The sequence below is a fragment of the Nocardioides sp. HB32 genome (assembly GCF_054058995.1).
Window position 1 is genome coordinate 3,173,148 of sequence record NZ_JBSSBS010000001.1, and the last position, 15,900, is coordinate 3,189,047.

Here is a 15,900-nt window from a genome sequence, read left to right on the forward strand (position 1 = left end):
CACGCCGTTCGTACCCCCGACCGCGGATCGTAGGTGGGTCCACCGACGGGTGTGAAATCCGCGACACTCCAAGGCTTAGGGTGGCCGCGTGAGCAGCCCCTACCAGAGCCTCCAGCACACCGAGGCGATCGCCCGTTTCGAGCTCCTGACCGTGGACGGGTACGACGTCGTGCTCGATCTCGCCGGCGACGAGAGCACGTTCGGGTCCGTGACCACCCTGCGCTTCCAGAGCGCGGGTGGACCGACGTTCGTCGATCTCAAGCCGGTCCGGGTGAACGAGATCCGCCTCAACGGGCAGCGCCTGGACCCCGATCTGCTGGAGCGCGGGCGGCTCCCCCTGGAGACCACCGCGGGCGCGAACGAGCTGGTCGTCGACGCCGTGATGCCGTTCCGCAACGACGGCGAGGGCCTGCACCGCAGCACCGACCCGGCCGACGGCAGGCAGTACGTCTACGGCATGTCGTTCATGGACGCCGCGCCGACCGTCTTCGCGTGCTTCGACCAGCCGGACCTGAAGGCGCCGTACACCTTCCACGTCACGGCGCCGGCGGACTGGGTCGTGATCGGCAACGCGCCCGGCAGCAACCCCGAGCCCGGGGTGTGGGAGTTCGAGCAGACCCACCCGCTCTCGACCTACTTCGTCACCCTGGTCGCCGGGCCGTACCACGTCCTCCGCGACGAGCACGACGGCATCCCGCTCGGCCTCTCCGCGCGCGCCAGCCTCGCCGAGGACCTGGACGCCGATGCCGACGAGCTGTTCACGATGACCAAGCAGTGCTTCGACGAGTTCCACCGGCTGTTCGGGATCCGGTACCCGTTCGGCGACTACCACCAGGCCTTCGTGCCCGAGTTCAACGCCGGCGCGATGGAGAACCCGGGCTGCGTGACGTTCCGCGACCCGCTCGTCTTCTCCAGCCGGGTCACCCGCGGGATGCGGATCTCCCGCGCCACGACGGTCGCCCACGAGATGGCGCACCAGTGGTTCGGCAACATCGTCACCCCGAAGTGGTGGGACGACCTGTGGCTGAACGAGTCGTTCGCCGAGTACATGGGCGTGCGCGTGACCGCGGACGTGACCGAGTACGCCGACGCGTGGACCGACCACGCCTACGACCGCCGGCTATGGGGCCTGACCGCCGACCAGGGCCCGAGCACCCACCCGGTCGCCGGCAACGGCGCGTTCGACGCCAGCGCGGCGCTGCAGGACTTCGACGGGATCTCGTACGCCAAGGGGTCGAGCATCCTGAAGCAGCTCAACGCCGCGCTCGGCGACGAGGTCTTCCTGGGCGGCGTCGTGGACCACCTGACCCGGCACCGGTTCGGCAACGCGACGATGCACGACCTGTTGTCCTCGTGGGAGTCCGCCGGCGCGGGTGACCTGTCGTCGTTCACGACGAACTGGCTGCGGACCGCCGGCGCCGACACGCTCACCTTCGACCGCGAGGCCGGACTGGTCCGCCGTACCCCGCCGCAGGGCAGGCCGGCCGACCGCGCGCACACGTTCCGCGCGGCGGTGGCGGTCGACGGCGTGTGGGAGGACCGGCCGGTCGCCCTGGACAGCCCCGAGACGGCGTTCCCGGTCCCGCCCGGCGCGGCGGTGCTGCTGGACCCGTACGACGAGTCGTGGGACGTCGCGAAGCCGGACGCCGAGACCGTCACCGCGCTGAAGACGCTGCTCCCCGGCGTCACCGACGACCTGCTCCGCGCGGGTGTCTGGAACAACCTGCGCGGCGCGCTGCACGACGCCGAGGTCGACCCGGCCGACGTGCTCGACATCGTCGAGGCCAGCCTGCCGGTCGAGGACACCGAGGACTCCAGCCGTCGCACCCTGACGTGGGTGTTCAACAAGGTGGTGCCGGTGGCGGGGCCGGACGCGCTCGCCCGCGTCCACGGCGCGGCGCTGGCGAAGCTGGCCTCCCTCGAGCCCGGGTCCGAGCGGCAGCTCGCGGCGTTCCGCGCGGCGATCTCGTCGTCGGAGTCACCCGAGGAGCTGCGGGCGTGGCTCGCCGCCACGCCGGCCGGGGTCGACCTCGACCTGGACCTGCGCTGGCGGCTGCTGGTGCGGCTGGCGACGCTGGGGGCGACGGACCGCGAGGAGCTCCAGGCCGCGCTGGACGACCAGCCGACCGGCCGGTCGCGCGTCGAGCACACCCGCGCCCTGGCCTCGCTGCCGGACGCGGAGGCCAAGGCGTGGGCCTGGGACCGGTTCACCGGCAAGGTCGACGTGCCCAACTACGAGCTGGAGGCGGCCGGCGCGGGGATGTGGCGGGGCGGCCAGGAGCAGCTGACCGCGGCGTACGTCGACCGCTACTTCGTCGACCTGCCCGCGACGGTCGGCGTCCGGTCGGGGTGGGTCCTGGCGGACGCGACCGACTTCTTCTTCCCGCGCACCTCGGTGACCGAGGAGACCCGCGACCGGACGCTGGCGATGTCCCGGGAGGAGAGCCTCGACCTCTCGGTGCGCCGCCGGCTGGCGGACCAGGCCGACCGGCTCACGCGCACGCTCGCGGTGATGACGAGGTACCCGCACCCGTGAGAGGACGGCCGTGAGCCTCGACCGCGCGCGACGCCCGGGTCCGACGGTCCGGACCCGGGTGCACGAGCACGCGTCCGACGGTGAGCACCGGCGCGAGGACCGGCTGGCGACCGAGGAACCGCTCGAGATCCGGCTGGCCTGGCCCGGCGTACCGCCGCGCCGGGTGTGGGTGACGATGCGGACTCCCGGGCACGACTTCGAGCTCGCGGCCGGGTGGCTGGTGCACGAGGGCGTGGCGGCGCCGGCGGCCGTCCAGGCGGTGGCGTACTGCACCGACGAGTCACTCACGCCCGACCAGGAGCTGAACGTCGTCACGGTGACGCTCTCGTCCGCTCCCCTGCGCGACCCCGGGCACCGGCACGCCGGATCGGGGTCGTCGGCGTGCGGGGTGTGCGGCAAGGACAGCGTCGGGTCGGCGCTCACCGCTCCCCGCGGCCCGGCGTGGACCGGGCCGCTGCCGACGCCCGACATCGTCAGGTCGCTGCCCGGTGCGCTGCGGCCCGGGCAGGCCGTGTTCTCCCGGACCGGCGGCGTGCACGCCGCCGGCCTGTTCACCGCCTCGGGCGACGCCCTCGTCGTGCGGGAGGACGTCGGTCGGCACAACGCGGTCGACAAGGTCACCGGCGCCCGGGTGCTCGCCGGCTCCTCGCCCGCCGAGGCGTGCCTGGTCGTCAGCGGCCGCGCCGGCTTCGAGCTGGTGCAGAAGGCGGTCGCCGCCGGCATCGGCTCCCTCGTCGCCGTCGGCGCCCCCACGTCGCTCTCGGTCCGGCTCGCCGCCGAGGCCGGCCTGGTGCTCTACGGGTTCACCTCCGCCGAGCGGTGCGTGCGCTACACCTGATTCACGAGCGCGCGAAGTTCTGCGGTTTGGTCACCAACCGCAGGAAGGGAGCGCTCCCACGTGCGGTTGGTGACCAATCCGCGCGACGTTCGACGCCGTCCGCACGAGCACGCACCACCACTGATCTCCGGCCACGCGGCGCGGCAGACCGGGACTGTCGGCGCCCGCTCCTAGCGTTGCGGTGTGCGCATCCTCCACACCTCCGACTGGCACCTCGGGCGCTCCTTCCACCGCGAGGGCATGCTCGGGCACCAGGCGGCGTACGTCGACCACCTCCTCGAGGTGGTCGCGCACGAGCGGGTGGATCTCGTCGTGGTCTCGGGCGACGTCTACGACCGCGCGCTCCCCCACGTCGACGCGGTCCGCCTCGCCGACGAGGCGCTGGCCCGGCTCGCCGCCAGCCGCGCCGCGGTCGTCCTCACCAGCGGCAACCACGACTCCGCGCAGCGGCTCGGGTTCAGCTCCCGGCTGATCGACGCCGCGGGCGTCTTCATCCGCACCGACGCCCGCGCCGTCGGCACGCCCGTGCTGCTCGAGGACCAGCACGGTCCGGTGGCCGTCTACGGCATCCCCTACCTCGATCCCGACGCGGTCCGCGAGCCCTGGGGACTCACCGCCCGCTCCCACGAGGCCGCGCTCGCCGCCGCGATGGCGCGCGTGAACGTCGACCGCGGCGGCCGCGGCGCACGGAGCGTCGTCCTGGCCCACGCGTTCGTGGCGGGTGCCCAGCCCTCCGACTCCGAGCGTGACATCAGCGTCGGCGGCGTCTCGCTCGTGCCCACGACCGTGTTCGAGGGAGTCGACTACGCCGCGCTCGGCCACCTGCACGGCCGGCACACGCTCACCGAGACGGTGCGCTACTCCGGCTCACCGCTCGCCTACTCCTTCTCCGAGGCCGGCCAGGTCAAGGGCTCCTGGCTCGTGGAGCTCGACGCCGGCGGGTTCGCAGGCGCCGAGTTCGTCGAGGCCCCGGTCCCCCGCCGCCTCGCCAGGATCCGCGGCACGCTCGACGGCCTGCTCGCCGACCCGGCGCTGACCGGTCACGAGGACGCCTGGGTGCAGGCGACCCTGGTCGACGACGTCCGCCCCCTGCAGGCGATGGAGCGACTGCGCTCCCGCTTCCCGCACACCCTGGTCCTCGGGTTCGAGCCGGCGGGGGGCGAGCGGGACCACGTCCCGACCGCGGTCCCGCAGGGCCGCTCCGACCACGCCGTCGCCCTCGACTTCGTCGACGCCGTCCGCGGTGCGCCCGCCACCGAGGCCGAGGCGGCGCTCCTGCTGGCCGCCGTCGACGCCTGCTGCGAGGACCCCGACTTCGACGTGCTGGTCTCGGGGGCGGGATGAGGCTCCACGAGCTCGAGATCACCGCCTTCGGGCCGTTCGCGGACACGGTCCGGGTCGACTTCGACCACCTCTCCGACGCGGGGCTGTTCCTCCTGTCGGGGCCGACCGGGGCCGGCAAGACCAGCGTCCTCGACGCGGTCTGCTTCGCGCTGTACGGCGATGTCCCGGGAGACCGCAACAGCGCCAAGCGGCTGCGCTCGGACCAGGCGGCGCCCGGCGTACGACCCAGCGTGACGCTCGAGGTCACGTTGTCCGGCCGGCGGTTCCGGGTCGTCCGCTCACCGGCGTGGACCCGACCCAAGAAGCGCGGCGACGGCGTCACGACCGAGCAGGCATCGGTGAGCATCGCGGAGCGCATCGACGGCACCTGGACGATGCTCAGCACGCGCCTCGACGAGACCGGGCACCTGGTCACCCGGCTGGTCGGCATGAACGTCGCCCAGTTCACCCAGGTCGCGATGCTGCCGCAGGGCCGGTTCCAGGCGTTCCTGCGGGCCCGTTCCGAGGAGCGTCACCACCTGCTCCAGCAGCTGTTCCGCACGGGCCGGTTCGAGTCCGTCGAGAGGTGGCTGCGCGACCACCGCGTCGCCCTGCGCAAGCGCTCCGAGACCGCGGCCGCGACCGTCGACGACCTCGTCAGCCGGGTCAGCGAGGCCACCGGTGTCGACGCACCCGAGGAGGAGCACGCCTCCTGGGCCCGAGCCCTGCTGGCACGAGCCGCGGAGCGCGCGACCGCGACCGCGGCGGGCGCGGCGGAGGCGGCCGACACCGAGGCCGCGACCCGGTCCCGGCTCGAGGATGCCCGGGTCCTGACCGAGCGTCGTGCACGCCTCGACCGCGCACGGGCCGAGCACCAGCGGCTGCTGGAGGAGTCCGGCCAGCACGACGCTGCCCGCGACCGCCTCGCCGCTGCCCGTCGCGCTGCCGGTGTGGTGCCCCTGCACCGGATGGCGGTCGCCGCCCGTCGCACCCACGAGTCTGCCGTCGCCTCGGTGACCGGCACCGACCGCGACGCGATCGAGCGGGACCTCGCCGAGGCGGTCGGCGAGGGCGCCCGGATCCGGGCGCTCGAGCCCCGGGCCCGGCGACTGGCAGCCGTCCGTTCCGACACGGCCCGGCTCGAGCGGCGCTCGGCCGAGCTGCGCAGAGCCGCCGAGCGGGCCCGCGCGGAGGCCCGCGAGCTCGTGACCGCCCTGACCACGCAACTGGCCGAGGCCGAGGAGACGCACGTCCTGGCCAGGCAGCTGACCCTCGACCTCCGCGAGCGCGCGATCGGGCTGCGCGAGCAGCGCGTCAACGGCATGGCCGCCGAGATCGCCGCCGGCCTGGTGGTCGGGGGCTCCTGCCCGGTGTGCGGCTCCTGCGACCACCCGCACAAGGCCGCCGCGCCGCACGGTGCCCCCGACGAGTCCGCCGAGAAGGACGCCCAGCGAGCCGCCGACGATGCGGTCGTCGCGGAGTTCGCCCTCGAGACCAAGGTCGGCGAGGTCCGCGCGGCGCTCGCCGCGGCGACCGATCGAGCCGACGCCGTCCCAGCCGGGATCGCGGCCGAGTCCGGCGCGGTTGCCGCGTCGCTCGCGGCTCTGGCGGCGGAGTCGACAGCGCTCGCCGACGAGCTCGCCGAGTACGACGAGGACCGGCTCGCCACCTCGCAACGGGCCGAGCGGGCGGCGCGCTCCGCGCTGGCCTCCCTCGACCGGCTCGCGACCGCTGCGACAGCACTCGCGGAGGCCGAGGCGGGGCTCGCGGCAGCGGTCGACGAGGCCGGCTTCGACGTCGTCGACAGTGCCCTCGCGGCCGCCCTCGACCAACAGGCGTACGACCACCTCGCCCACCGCGTCGCGGAGCACGACCGCCGGCTCGCCGCCGTCACCGCCGTGCTCGCGGAGCCCGGCTCGGAGGAGGTCGCGACGGCCGCCCTCCCCGACCTCGACGCCCTCACGCACGAGCACGCCACCGCGCTCGACGCACTCGGCGAGGCGCGCGCCCGGGAGGCGCGCTGGGCCGCGCTCGCCCAGCGGCTCGGCTCGCTCGTGGGCGAGCTCGAGGCGGCCCTGGCCGTCTGGGCACCGCTCCGAGACGAGCTCGACCTCGCCACGAGCCTGTCCGGCTTCGTGGAGGGCAAGTCGCCCGACAACCGGCTGCAGATGCGCCTCTCGGCGTACGTCCTCGGCTACCGGCTCGGGCAGGTCGTGGCCGCCGCCAACACCCGGCTCGCCGGCATGAGCGACCGGCGCTACTCCCTCGAGCACACCGGCCGACGCGGAGCCGGGGAGACCCGCGGCGGCCTCAGCCTGCTCGTGCGCGACGACTGGTCCGGCGAGTCCCGCGACCCCGCGACGCTGTCCGGCGGGGAGACCTTCGTGGTCTCGCTCGCCCTGGCGCTCGGGCTGGCCGACGTCGTCGCCCACGAGGCGGGGGGCGCCGACCTGGACACCCTCTTCGTCGACGAGGGGTTCGGGTCCCTGGACGCCGACACCCTCGACGACGTGATGGACACCCTCGACTCGCTGCGCGACGGTGGCCGCGTGGTCGGAGTGGTCAGCCACGTCGCCGAGATGCGCGACCGGATCCCGGTCCAGCTCGTCGTCCGCAAGGACCGTCGCGGCTCGACGGTCGGGATCAGCCGCTAGAAGCGCAACGTCTCCCAGGTGCTCACGTCGAGTCCCCAGTCGTCGGAGAGGCGCCGGGCCTGCGGGCGGTAGAGGACGCGCAGCGCGTCCTGCATGCCCTCCGGCCACTCCCAGTCGGCCTCCTCGGACGAGCTGGACCGCGACGGCGCGTGGACCGCGGCCAGCGGCACCGGCGTCAGGCCGAGCTGGCCCCACACCAGATCGACGGCCGGCTGCGGGTCGTCGCGCACCTGCTCGTAGACCAGCACCGTGAGCCGGTCCTTGCCGACGAACGACGCCCACACGTCGAGCTGGTCGGCGTAGAAGCCGGCCCAGGTCTGCAGGTTCACCGGGATCGGGTAGGGCTGCGACCGGCCACGGGTGACGCCGAGCCGCATGGCCGACCGGTACCGCTCCACCGGGTCCCGCAGCAGCACCAGGATCGGAGCGTCCGGCACCAGCCGCGGAACGACGACGCCGGCCGACGGGTGCCGCAGGTACTGCGGCGAGAAGTCGCCCCGGCGGACCCCGTCGTCCGGGAACAGGTCGAGGTAGTCCGCCGCCGGCGTCCGACCGTCGGCGACCTTGTGCAGCAGCTGCTGCTCCTTCTTGCCGTTGGTCCCGAGATCGACCTGCGGGTGCTGGGTGAGGAGTCCCGTGAACCACGCCGTGCCGCTGCGCTGAGCGCCGATGCCCAGCCAGGAAGGTGCACCCATGTCGACAGACCCTAGGACAGAGCCGGTCGGGTAGGTTCGCCGCATGAGCGGGCCGGTCCTCGATCCTTCGTTCTCCGCACTCCCCCACCGCAGCCTCGGCGACGCCGCGCTGTCCCGCGCGCGGGAGCTCGGCGCCACCCATGCCGACTTCCGGTTCGAGCGGGTGCGGTACCAGACGGTGGTCGCCCGCGACGGCGTGCTGCAGAGCGCCAGCGACAGCGAGGACCTCGGCTTCGCGGTGCGCGTCGTGCACGGCGGCTCGTGGGGCTTCGCGTCCGGGGTCGTGCTGACCGCCGAGGAGGCGGTCCGGGTCGCGGAGACCGCGGTCGCGGTCGCCCGGGTCGCGGCGGAGATGACGAGCGCGCCCGTGGAGCTCGCGGACGAGCCGGTGTACGACGACGTCACCTGGGTGTCGTCGTACCGCGTGAACCCGTTCGAGGTCCCGGTCCGCGAGAAGGCCGCCCTGCTCGTCGACTGGACGAACCGGCTGCGCGCCGGCGCCGCCGTCGACCACGCGTCGGCCCACCTGCTCCAGGTGCACGAGTGCAAGTACTACGCCGACCTCGCCGGCACCCGGACGACCCAGCAGCGGGTGCGGCTCCACCCCGGCTTCGAGGCGATGGGCGCCGGCGCGGACACGTTCGACTCGATGGCCAGCATCGCGCCACCGGTCGGCCGCGGCTGGGAGTACCTCGACGGCGGGCCGGACTCCTGGGACTGGGACGACGAGATCGAGCAGATCCCCGAGCTGCTCGCCGAGAAGCTCGAGGCGCCGAGCGTCGAGGCGGGCACCTACGACTTGGTCATCGACCCCTCGAACCTGTGGCTGACCATCCACGAGTCGATCGGGCACGCCACCGAGCTCGACCGGGCGCTCGGGTACGAGGCCAACTACGCGGGCACGTCGTTCGCCACCCCCGACCTGCTCGGCACCCTGCAGTACGGCTCGCCGGTCATGAACGTCACCGGCGACCGCACCGTCGAGCACGGGCTGGCCACGATCGGGTACGACGACGACGGCGTGGCCACCCAGCAGTGGGACATCGTCCGCAACGGCGTGTTCGTCGGCTACCAGCTCGACCGGGTGATGGGTGCCGCGATGCCGTCGCTCAACCAAGGCCGGTCCAACGGCTGCGCGTACGCCGACTCCCCCGGGCACATCCCCGTCCAGCGGATGGCCAACGTCTCGCTGCAGCCCGCACCGGACGGCCCCTCCACCGACGAGCTGGTCGGACGCGTCGAGCGCGGGCTGTACATCGTCGGGGACAAGTCCTGGTCGATCGACATGCAGCGCTTCAACTTCCAGTTCACCGGGCAGCGGTTCTACAAGATCTCCGACGGGGAGCTGGTCGGCCAGGTCCGCGACGCGGCGTACCAGGCGACGACGACGGAGTTCTGGAACTCCATGGAGGCGGTCGGTGGCCCGGACACCTGGGTGCTGGGCGGCGCGTTCAACTGCGGCAAGGCCCAGCCCGGGCAGGTCGCGTCGGTGAGCCACGGCTGCCCGACCGCGCTGTTCCGCGACGTCCGCATCCTCAACACGACCGAGGAGGCCGGTCACTGATGACCACACCCCAGTCCTTCGTCGAGCACGCCCTCGCCACCTCGACCGCCGACGACTGCATGGTCGTCGTCCGCAGCAGCACCAGCGCCAACCTGAGGTGGGCGAACAACACCCTGACCACGAACGGCGTGATGAGCGGGGTCGACGTCACGGTCGTCTCGTTCGCCGGGCAGGCGACGGCGTCGGCGTCCGGCAGCGTGACGACCCTCGACGGCCTGACCCGGCTCGTCGAGTCCGCCGACAGCGCGGCCCGCGAGGCCGACCCCGCCGAGGACGCCAACGAGCTGGTCCGCGACCACGCATCGCCGGACTGGGACGAGCCGCCGGTCCCGACCGACATCAACGTGTACGACGCCGTGGCGCCCGCCCTGGGTGAGGCGTTCGGCCGGGCGGCCGCCGCCGGACGGATCCTGTACGGGTTCGTCAACCACGAGATGACCACGACGTACCTCGGCTCGTCCACCGGCCTGCGCCTGCGGCACGTCCAGCCGACCGGTCACGTCGGCTGCACCGGGAAGTCCGCGGACCGGACCCGCAGCGCCTGGGTCGGAGCGGCGACCCGCGACTTCGACGACGTCGACCCGCTCGCCATCGACGACGAGCTGGCCCGGCGGCTCGCCTGGGCCGAGCGTCGGGTCGACCTGCCCGCCGGGCGGTACGACACGATCCTGCCGCCGACGGCGGTGGCCGACCTGATGATCGACGCGTACTGGAGCGCCGGTGCGCGGGTCGCGTGGGAGGGCCAGTCGGTCTACAGCGAGCGTGCTGGTGGCACCCGCATCGGCCAGCGGATCGCCCGGCCCGGGGTGAACCTGTTCTCCGACCCGTCGTACGCCGGGCTGGAGTGCCTGCCGTTCGCGGTCACCTCGACCTCGAGCAACGAGGAGTCGGTGTTCGACAACGGTCTGCCGCTCGGCCGGACCGACTGGATCAGGGACGGCGAGCTGGCCGCGCTGATCCAGACCCGGCACAGCGCCGCGATGACCGCGCAGCCGATGACGCCCGGCATCGACAACCTCTGCCTGGTCGTCGACGGTGGGTCGGGGTCGATCGACGACCTCGTGGCGGGGACCGACCGCGGCCTGCTGCTCACGTGTCTCTGGTACATCCGCGAGGTGGACCCGCAGACCCTGCTGCTCACCGGTCTGACCCGCGACGGCGTGTACCTGGTCGAGGGCGGCGAGGTCACCGGTGCCGTGAACAACTTCCGCTTCAACGAGAGCCCGGTCGACATCCTCACCCGGTTCACCCACGCGTCGGCGACCGGGCCGGCCTTCAGCCGCGAGTGGGGCGACGACTACTTCAGCCGGACCGCGATGCCGGCGCTGCGGGTGCCCGACTTCAACATGTCGAGCGTGTCGCAGGCCCAGTAGCCGGGCTGATGCAACCGGAGGGGCTGCTGCGGCGTATTCCTGCTGTCCGAACCACCACACAGCAGAAGGAACCACCATGTACCCCCTGGCCCTCGCCGCCACCGCCGCCCTGATCGGGCTCGGCACCGCGGCCCCGACCACCCAGACCACCGAGTCGACGACCACCCACGAGCGCGGCATCGTCGTCGAGTGCTCCGGCACCGTCCAGGGCCGCGACGTCTACGCGAGCCTCTACGAGAACAACCACTTCGCCAACGTCCTCCAGGTCCTGATCGGCGACGACGCCCAGCAGGTCGGTGGCAGCCGCCAGGACCGCGACGGCTTCCTCGGGGGCGGCCGCGTCACGGCCGCGATGAAGGTCGGCGGCTCGCGCGCCCTGATCTCCGGGACCGCACGGAAGGTCGGCCGCAACACCCCGGTGCACGACGAGTACGACGACGCCGGCCAGCACATCACCGCGGACGGCACGCACCGCCTCCTCGACACCGACCTCGACCTCACCTGGCGCGGCCGCACCGTGCCGCTGGACTGCGACACGGCGTTCGCCTACCGGCTGGTGGTCGTCAGGGAGTCGACGGTCGACTAGCGCGGCCGGCCGGCTGGGTGAACCTGGGGACCGACGCTCAGGCGCCCGGCAGCCCGCCGGGGATCGGGGCGTCGGGGTCGTACGGGGTGCGGGTGTAGATGAAGGTCGCGACGTCGAGGTACCGGACCGACCCGTCGGGCCGGCGTACGACGTGCATCTCCTCGCCCGCGTGGTAGCCGGTCCGCCCCACCACGCGCCCGTCGTCGGCGACGCCGAACCGGTAGGCCTCGGCGCCGTTGCGGCGCGCGACCAGATCGGTGCCCTCCATCGCGAGGACGAACGGCGTGTTGCCCCAGTGCCACACGCCCGGCACCCCGGACAGCTCGTCCGGGACGCCCGCCGAGGGCAGCCACGGCTCGGCGATCGTCGGCTCGCAGCGCTCGAGCTCGTCGAGGAGCTCCATGACGACCGCGGCAGGCGAGTACCCGGCGGTCGCATTGGCGAGCACCACACCACCGGTGCGGCGCTTGCGGTCGACCAGCACGGTCGCGAGGAAGCCGGGCATCGAGCCGGTGTGACCGGCGAGCGTCCCGGAGCCGCCCGCGAAGATCTGGAAGCCCAGTCCGTGCAGGGACCTGGTGCCGTCCTCCGGCGTGCTGGACAACGGCGTGTAGGCCCGGTCGAGCTCCTCGACCGACAGCACGTCCGGGTGGCCCCTGCCGAGGAACACGGCGTACGTCGCGAGGTCCTCGATGGTCGCCCACACCTGGCCGGCCGGCGCCATCGCGCCGGTGTCCGTCGCGGGCTCCGCGACCAGCGTGCCGTCGTAGGGGTGCACGGACTGACCCTGCGCCGCCGCGCCCTCGGGCAGGTACGACGTGCGCGCCATGCCGAGCGGGTCCAGGATCCGCTGCCGGACCGCCTCCCACCAGGTGCTGCCGTGGAGTCTCGCGACCAGCTCGCCGAGCAGCGCGTAGCCGAGGTTCGAGTAGTGGAAGCGGTCGCCCGCGGCGAACACGCCGCCACTGCCGTCGTTCGCGGCCGTCAGCTCGTCGAACGACAGCCCGGCGGACCGCTCCCACCAGGAGCCGACGGGCTCCGACTGCATGCCCGAGGAGTGCGCGAGCAGGTCGCGGACCGAGCGGTCGGCGTACCCGACGTCGCCCACGACCGTCGCGGCCGGGTCGTCCAGGGCGAGCCGCCCGTCCCGCACCAGCTGGAGGACCAGCACCGCGGTCATGGTCTTGGTGATGGACCCGATCCGGTACTGCACGTCGAGCGGGTCGTGGTCCGGCACCGCCGGTGAGCCGTAGGAGCCGAACCAGGCGGGCGCACCGTCGCGGAGCAGCCCCGCGACGACCGAGGGCAGGCGCCCGGTGCTCTGGGCGTGCGCGAGCCGGACGAGCAGCCGGCGGTCGGTGTGGTCGCTGACAGTCACTCCGCGAATGCTTCCAGAGGCGGGCACGAGCAGACCAGGTTGCGGTCGCCGTACGCCTGGTCGATGCGGGCCACCGGGGGCCAGTACTTGTCGGGGTCGAGCCCGGACGGGAACACCGCGACCTCCCGCGAGTAGGCCCGGTCCCAGTCACCCACGAGCGCCCGCGCGGTGTGCGGGGCGCCGCGCAACGGCGACTCCTCGGGTGACCACTCCCCCGCGGCGACGCGGTCGATCTCGTCCTTGATCGCGATCATGGCCGCGACGAACCGGTCGATCTCGGCGAGGTCCTCGGACTCCGTGGGCTCGACCATCAGCGTGCCGGCGACCGGGAACGACATGGTCGGCGCGTGGAAGCCGTAGTCGATCAGCCGCTTCGCGACGTCGTCGACGCTGACACCGGTGTCCTTGGTGATCCCGCGCAGGTCGAGGATGCACTCGTGCGCGACCAGGCCGCCGTGGCCGCGGTACAGCACCGGGTAGTGCTCGCCGAGCCTGGTGGCGATGTAGTTGGCCGAGAGCACCGCGACCGCGGTCGCCCGGGTCAGCCCTGCCGCACCCATCAGCCGGATGTAGGCCCACGAGATCGGCAGGATCCCCGCGGAGCCGTACGGCGCCGCGCTGATCGCGCCGATTCCCTCGCGCTTGCTGGCGTCGGGGTGCAGCGCGTGCGAGGGCAGGTACGGCGCCAGGTGCGCGCGGACCGCCACCGGTCCGACGCCCGGGCCGCCGCCGCCGTGCGGGATGCAGAACGTCTTGTGCAGGTTCAGGTGCGACACGTCGCCGCCGAACTCGCCCGGCCGCGCGTAGCCCAGCAGTGCGTTCAGGTTCGCGCCGTCGACGTACACCTGGCCGCCGTGCTCGTGCACGATCCGGCACAGCTCGGTGATGGTGTCCTCGTAGGCACCGTGCGTGGACGGGTAGGTCACCATGATCGCCGCCAGGTCGTCGGCGTGCCGCTCGCACTGCGCCCGCAGGTCCTCGAGGTCGACCTCGCCGCCCTCCCCGGACTTCACGACCACGACCTTCATGCCGGCCATCACCGCGGACGCGGCGTTGGTGCCGTGCGCCGAGGACGGGATCAGGCAGACGTCGCGCTCGCCCTGGCCGTTGGCGCGGTGGTAGCCGCGGATCGCGAGCAGTCCGGCGAGCTCGCCCTGCGAGCCGGCGTTCGGCTGGATCGAGACCTGGTCGTACCCGGTCACCTCGGCCAGCCAGGCCTCCAGCTCGCCGACCAGCTGCCGGTAGCCGGCAGCGTCCTCGGCGGGCGCGAAGGGGTGCAGGTCGGCGAAGCCCGGCAGCGACACCGGCTCCATCTCGGTGGTGGCGTTGAGCTTCATCGTGCAGGACCCGAGCGGGATCATCCCGCGGTCCAGCGCGTAGTCGCGGGCCGACAGCCTGCGCAGGTAGCGCAGCATCGCGGTCTCGCTGTGGTGGGTCGTGAACACCTCGTGCGTGAGGTACGGCGTGGTCCGCCGCAGCTGCTCGGGCAGCGCGTCGGAGGTGGCGGAGTCGACGGAGTCCAGGTCGGCGACCGGGAGCCCGAACGCCTTGAGCACGCTGGAGATCGTCGACCGGGTCGTGCACTCCGAGGTGCTGATGCCGACGCGGTCGGCGTCGACCAGCCGCAGCTGCAGGCCGAGCGTGCGGGCCGTGGTGACGACGTCGGCGGCCCGGCCGGGCACCTCGACGGTCAGCGTGTCGAAGAACTCCTCGTGCGCGACGCGGATGCCGGCCTCGGCCAGCGCCCCGGCCAGGACCGCGGCGTACCGGTGGGTGCGGGTCGCGATCGACCGGAGCCCCTCGGGACCGTGGTAGACGGCGTACATCGACGCGACCACGGCGAGCAGCACCTGCGCGGTGCAGATGTTGGACGTCGCCTTGTCCCGACGGATGTGCTGCTCGCGGGTCTGCAGCGCGAGCCGGTACGCCGGGCGTCCCTCGGCGTCCACGGACACCCCGACCAGCCGGCCGGGCAGGTGCCGCTCGAGCCCGGCGGACACGGCCATGTAGCCGGCGTGCGGGCCGCCGTAGAACAGCGGAACGCCGAAGCGCTGGCTGGAGCCGATGGCGACGTCGGCGCCGAGCTCGCCCGGGGACTCCAGCAGCGTCAGCGCGAGCAGGTCGGCCGCGATCACGGCCAGGGCGTTGCGGTCATGGGCCTGCTCGATCACCCGGCGCGGGTCGAGCACCCGCCCGGAGGCGCCGGGGTACTGGACCAGGACACCGCACAGGTCGCCGTCCGGCAGGCCGTCGGCGAGATCCGCGACGACGACCTCGATGCCCATCCCCTCGGCCCGGGTGCGCACGACGTCGATGGTCTGCGGCAGCGCGTCGGCGTCGACGACGAACGGGCCCTGCGCCGACTTGTTGGCGCGGCGCACCAGGGTCATCGCCTCGGCCGCCGCGGTGCCCTCGTCGAGCAGCGACGCGTTGGCGGTCGGCAGCCCGGTGAGGTCGCCGACGACGGTCTGGAAGTTCAGCAGCGCCTCGAGCCGGCCCTGGGAGATCTCCGGCTGGTACGGCGTGTAGGCGGTGTACCAGCTCGGGTCCTCGAGCACGTTGCGGCGGACGACGGGCGGCGTGATCGTGCCGTGGTACCCGAGCCCGATCATCGCCTCGCCGGGCCGGTTGAGGTTGGCCAGGTGCCGGAGCTCGCGGGCCGCGGCCTCCTCGCTGAGCGCCGTCGGGAGGTCGAGCGACTCCGCGGCCCGGATGCCGTCGGGGACGGCCGCGGACATCAGGGCGTCCAGGGAGTCGAAGCCGAGTCGCTCCAGCATCGTCGCGACGTCGGCGTCGCGGAGACCGATGTGGCGCTCGACGAACGGCAGGACGCCGTCCAGCTCGGTGAGGGTGGGGTGGTCGGCCATGCTGGGGGGCTCCTCGGAGTCGACTGTCGTCGTTCGGGTGCCTCCCCCTCTGTCGGCCGCCCCACGTCGAGGGATCTCCAGAGTTG

General features: G+C 73.4%; 10 protein-coding genes. 7 read left to right on the forward strand and 3 right to left on the reverse strand.

Annotation, left to right across the window (positions count from 1 at the left end):
* Positions 1-88: 88 nt before the first annotated feature.
* The 4 genes from pepN (at position 89) to ACVW2K_RS16070 (ending at position 7,351) form a co-directional block, all read left to right on the forward strand.
* The gene (pepN, locus tag ACVW2K_RS16055) at positions 89-2,536 is read left to right on the forward strand and encodes an aminopeptidase N (protein WP_457203191.1); all 2,448 of its coding nucleotides are present in this window, start codon (positions 89-91) and stop codon (positions 2,534-2,536) included.
* Between the two features lie 10 nt (positions 2,537-2,546).
* Positions 2,547-3,374, forward strand: a complete 828-nt coding sequence (locus tag ACVW2K_RS16060; protein ID WP_457203192.1) for a formate dehydrogenase accessory sulfurtransferase FdhD — start codon at positions 2,547-2,549, stop codon at positions 3,372-3,374.
* 183 nt (positions 3,375-3,557) lie between these two features.
* A complete protein-coding gene (locus ACVW2K_RS16065) occupies positions 3,558-4,718 on the forward strand; it encodes an exonuclease SbcCD subunit D (RefSeq protein WP_457203193.1) in 1,161 nt (386 codons plus the stop codon).
* A complete protein-coding gene (locus ACVW2K_RS16070) occupies positions 4,715-7,351 on the forward strand; it encodes an AAA family ATPase (RefSeq protein ID WP_457203194.1) in 2,637 nt (878 codons plus the stop codon). The genes ACVW2K_RS16065 and ACVW2K_RS16070 overlap by 4 nt, the downstream gene beginning before the upstream one ends.
* On the opposite strand, the gene ACVW2K_RS16075 is transcribed toward ACVW2K_RS16070, so the two are convergent.
* Complete coding sequence (locus ACVW2K_RS16075; RefSeq protein ID WP_457203195.1) at positions 7,348-8,046, reverse strand: sulfotransferase; 699 nt, start codon at positions 8,044-8,046, stop codon at positions 7,348-7,350. The genes ACVW2K_RS16070 and ACVW2K_RS16075 overlap by 4 nt on opposite strands.
* A 43-nt stretch (positions 8,047-8,089) precedes the next feature.
* Here ACVW2K_RS16075 and ACVW2K_RS16080 point away from each other — a divergent pair, with 43 nt between their 5' ends.
* From ACVW2K_RS16080 to ACVW2K_RS16090, 3 genes are all read left to right on the forward strand, one after another.
* Positions 8,090-9,610, forward strand: a complete 1,521-nt coding sequence (locus ACVW2K_RS16080) for a TldD/PmbA family protein (protein ID WP_457203196.1) — start codon at positions 8,090-8,092, stop codon at positions 9,608-9,610.
* Positions 9,610-10,983 (forward strand): metallopeptidase TldD-related protein, encoded by a 1,374-nt coding sequence (locus tag ACVW2K_RS16085; RefSeq protein WP_457203197.1) that lies wholly within the window; start codon positions 9,610-9,612, stop codon positions 10,981-10,983. The genes ACVW2K_RS16080 and ACVW2K_RS16085 overlap by 1 nt, the downstream gene beginning before the upstream one ends.
* A 76-nt stretch (positions 10,984-11,059) precedes the next feature.
* The gene (locus ACVW2K_RS16090) at positions 11,060-11,569 is read left to right on the forward strand and encodes a hypothetical protein (protein WP_028638224.1); all 510 of its coding nucleotides are present in this window, start codon (positions 11,060-11,062) and stop codon (positions 11,567-11,569) included.
* Positions 11,570-11,606: 37 nt separating this feature from the next.
* On the opposite strand, the gene ACVW2K_RS16095 is transcribed toward ACVW2K_RS16090, so the two are convergent.
* Positions 11,607-12,947 (reverse strand): serine hydrolase domain-containing protein, encoded by a 1,341-nt coding sequence (locus ACVW2K_RS16095; protein WP_457203198.1) that lies wholly within the window; start codon positions 12,945-12,947, stop codon positions 11,607-11,609.
* Complete coding sequence (gcvP, locus tag ACVW2K_RS16100) at positions 12,944-15,814, reverse strand: aminomethyl-transferring glycine dehydrogenase (protein WP_457203199.1); 2,871 nt, start codon at positions 15,812-15,814, stop codon at positions 12,944-12,946. The genes ACVW2K_RS16095 and gcvP overlap by 4 nt, the downstream gene beginning before the upstream one ends.
* Between the last annotated feature and the right edge of the window lie 86 nt (positions 15,815-15,900).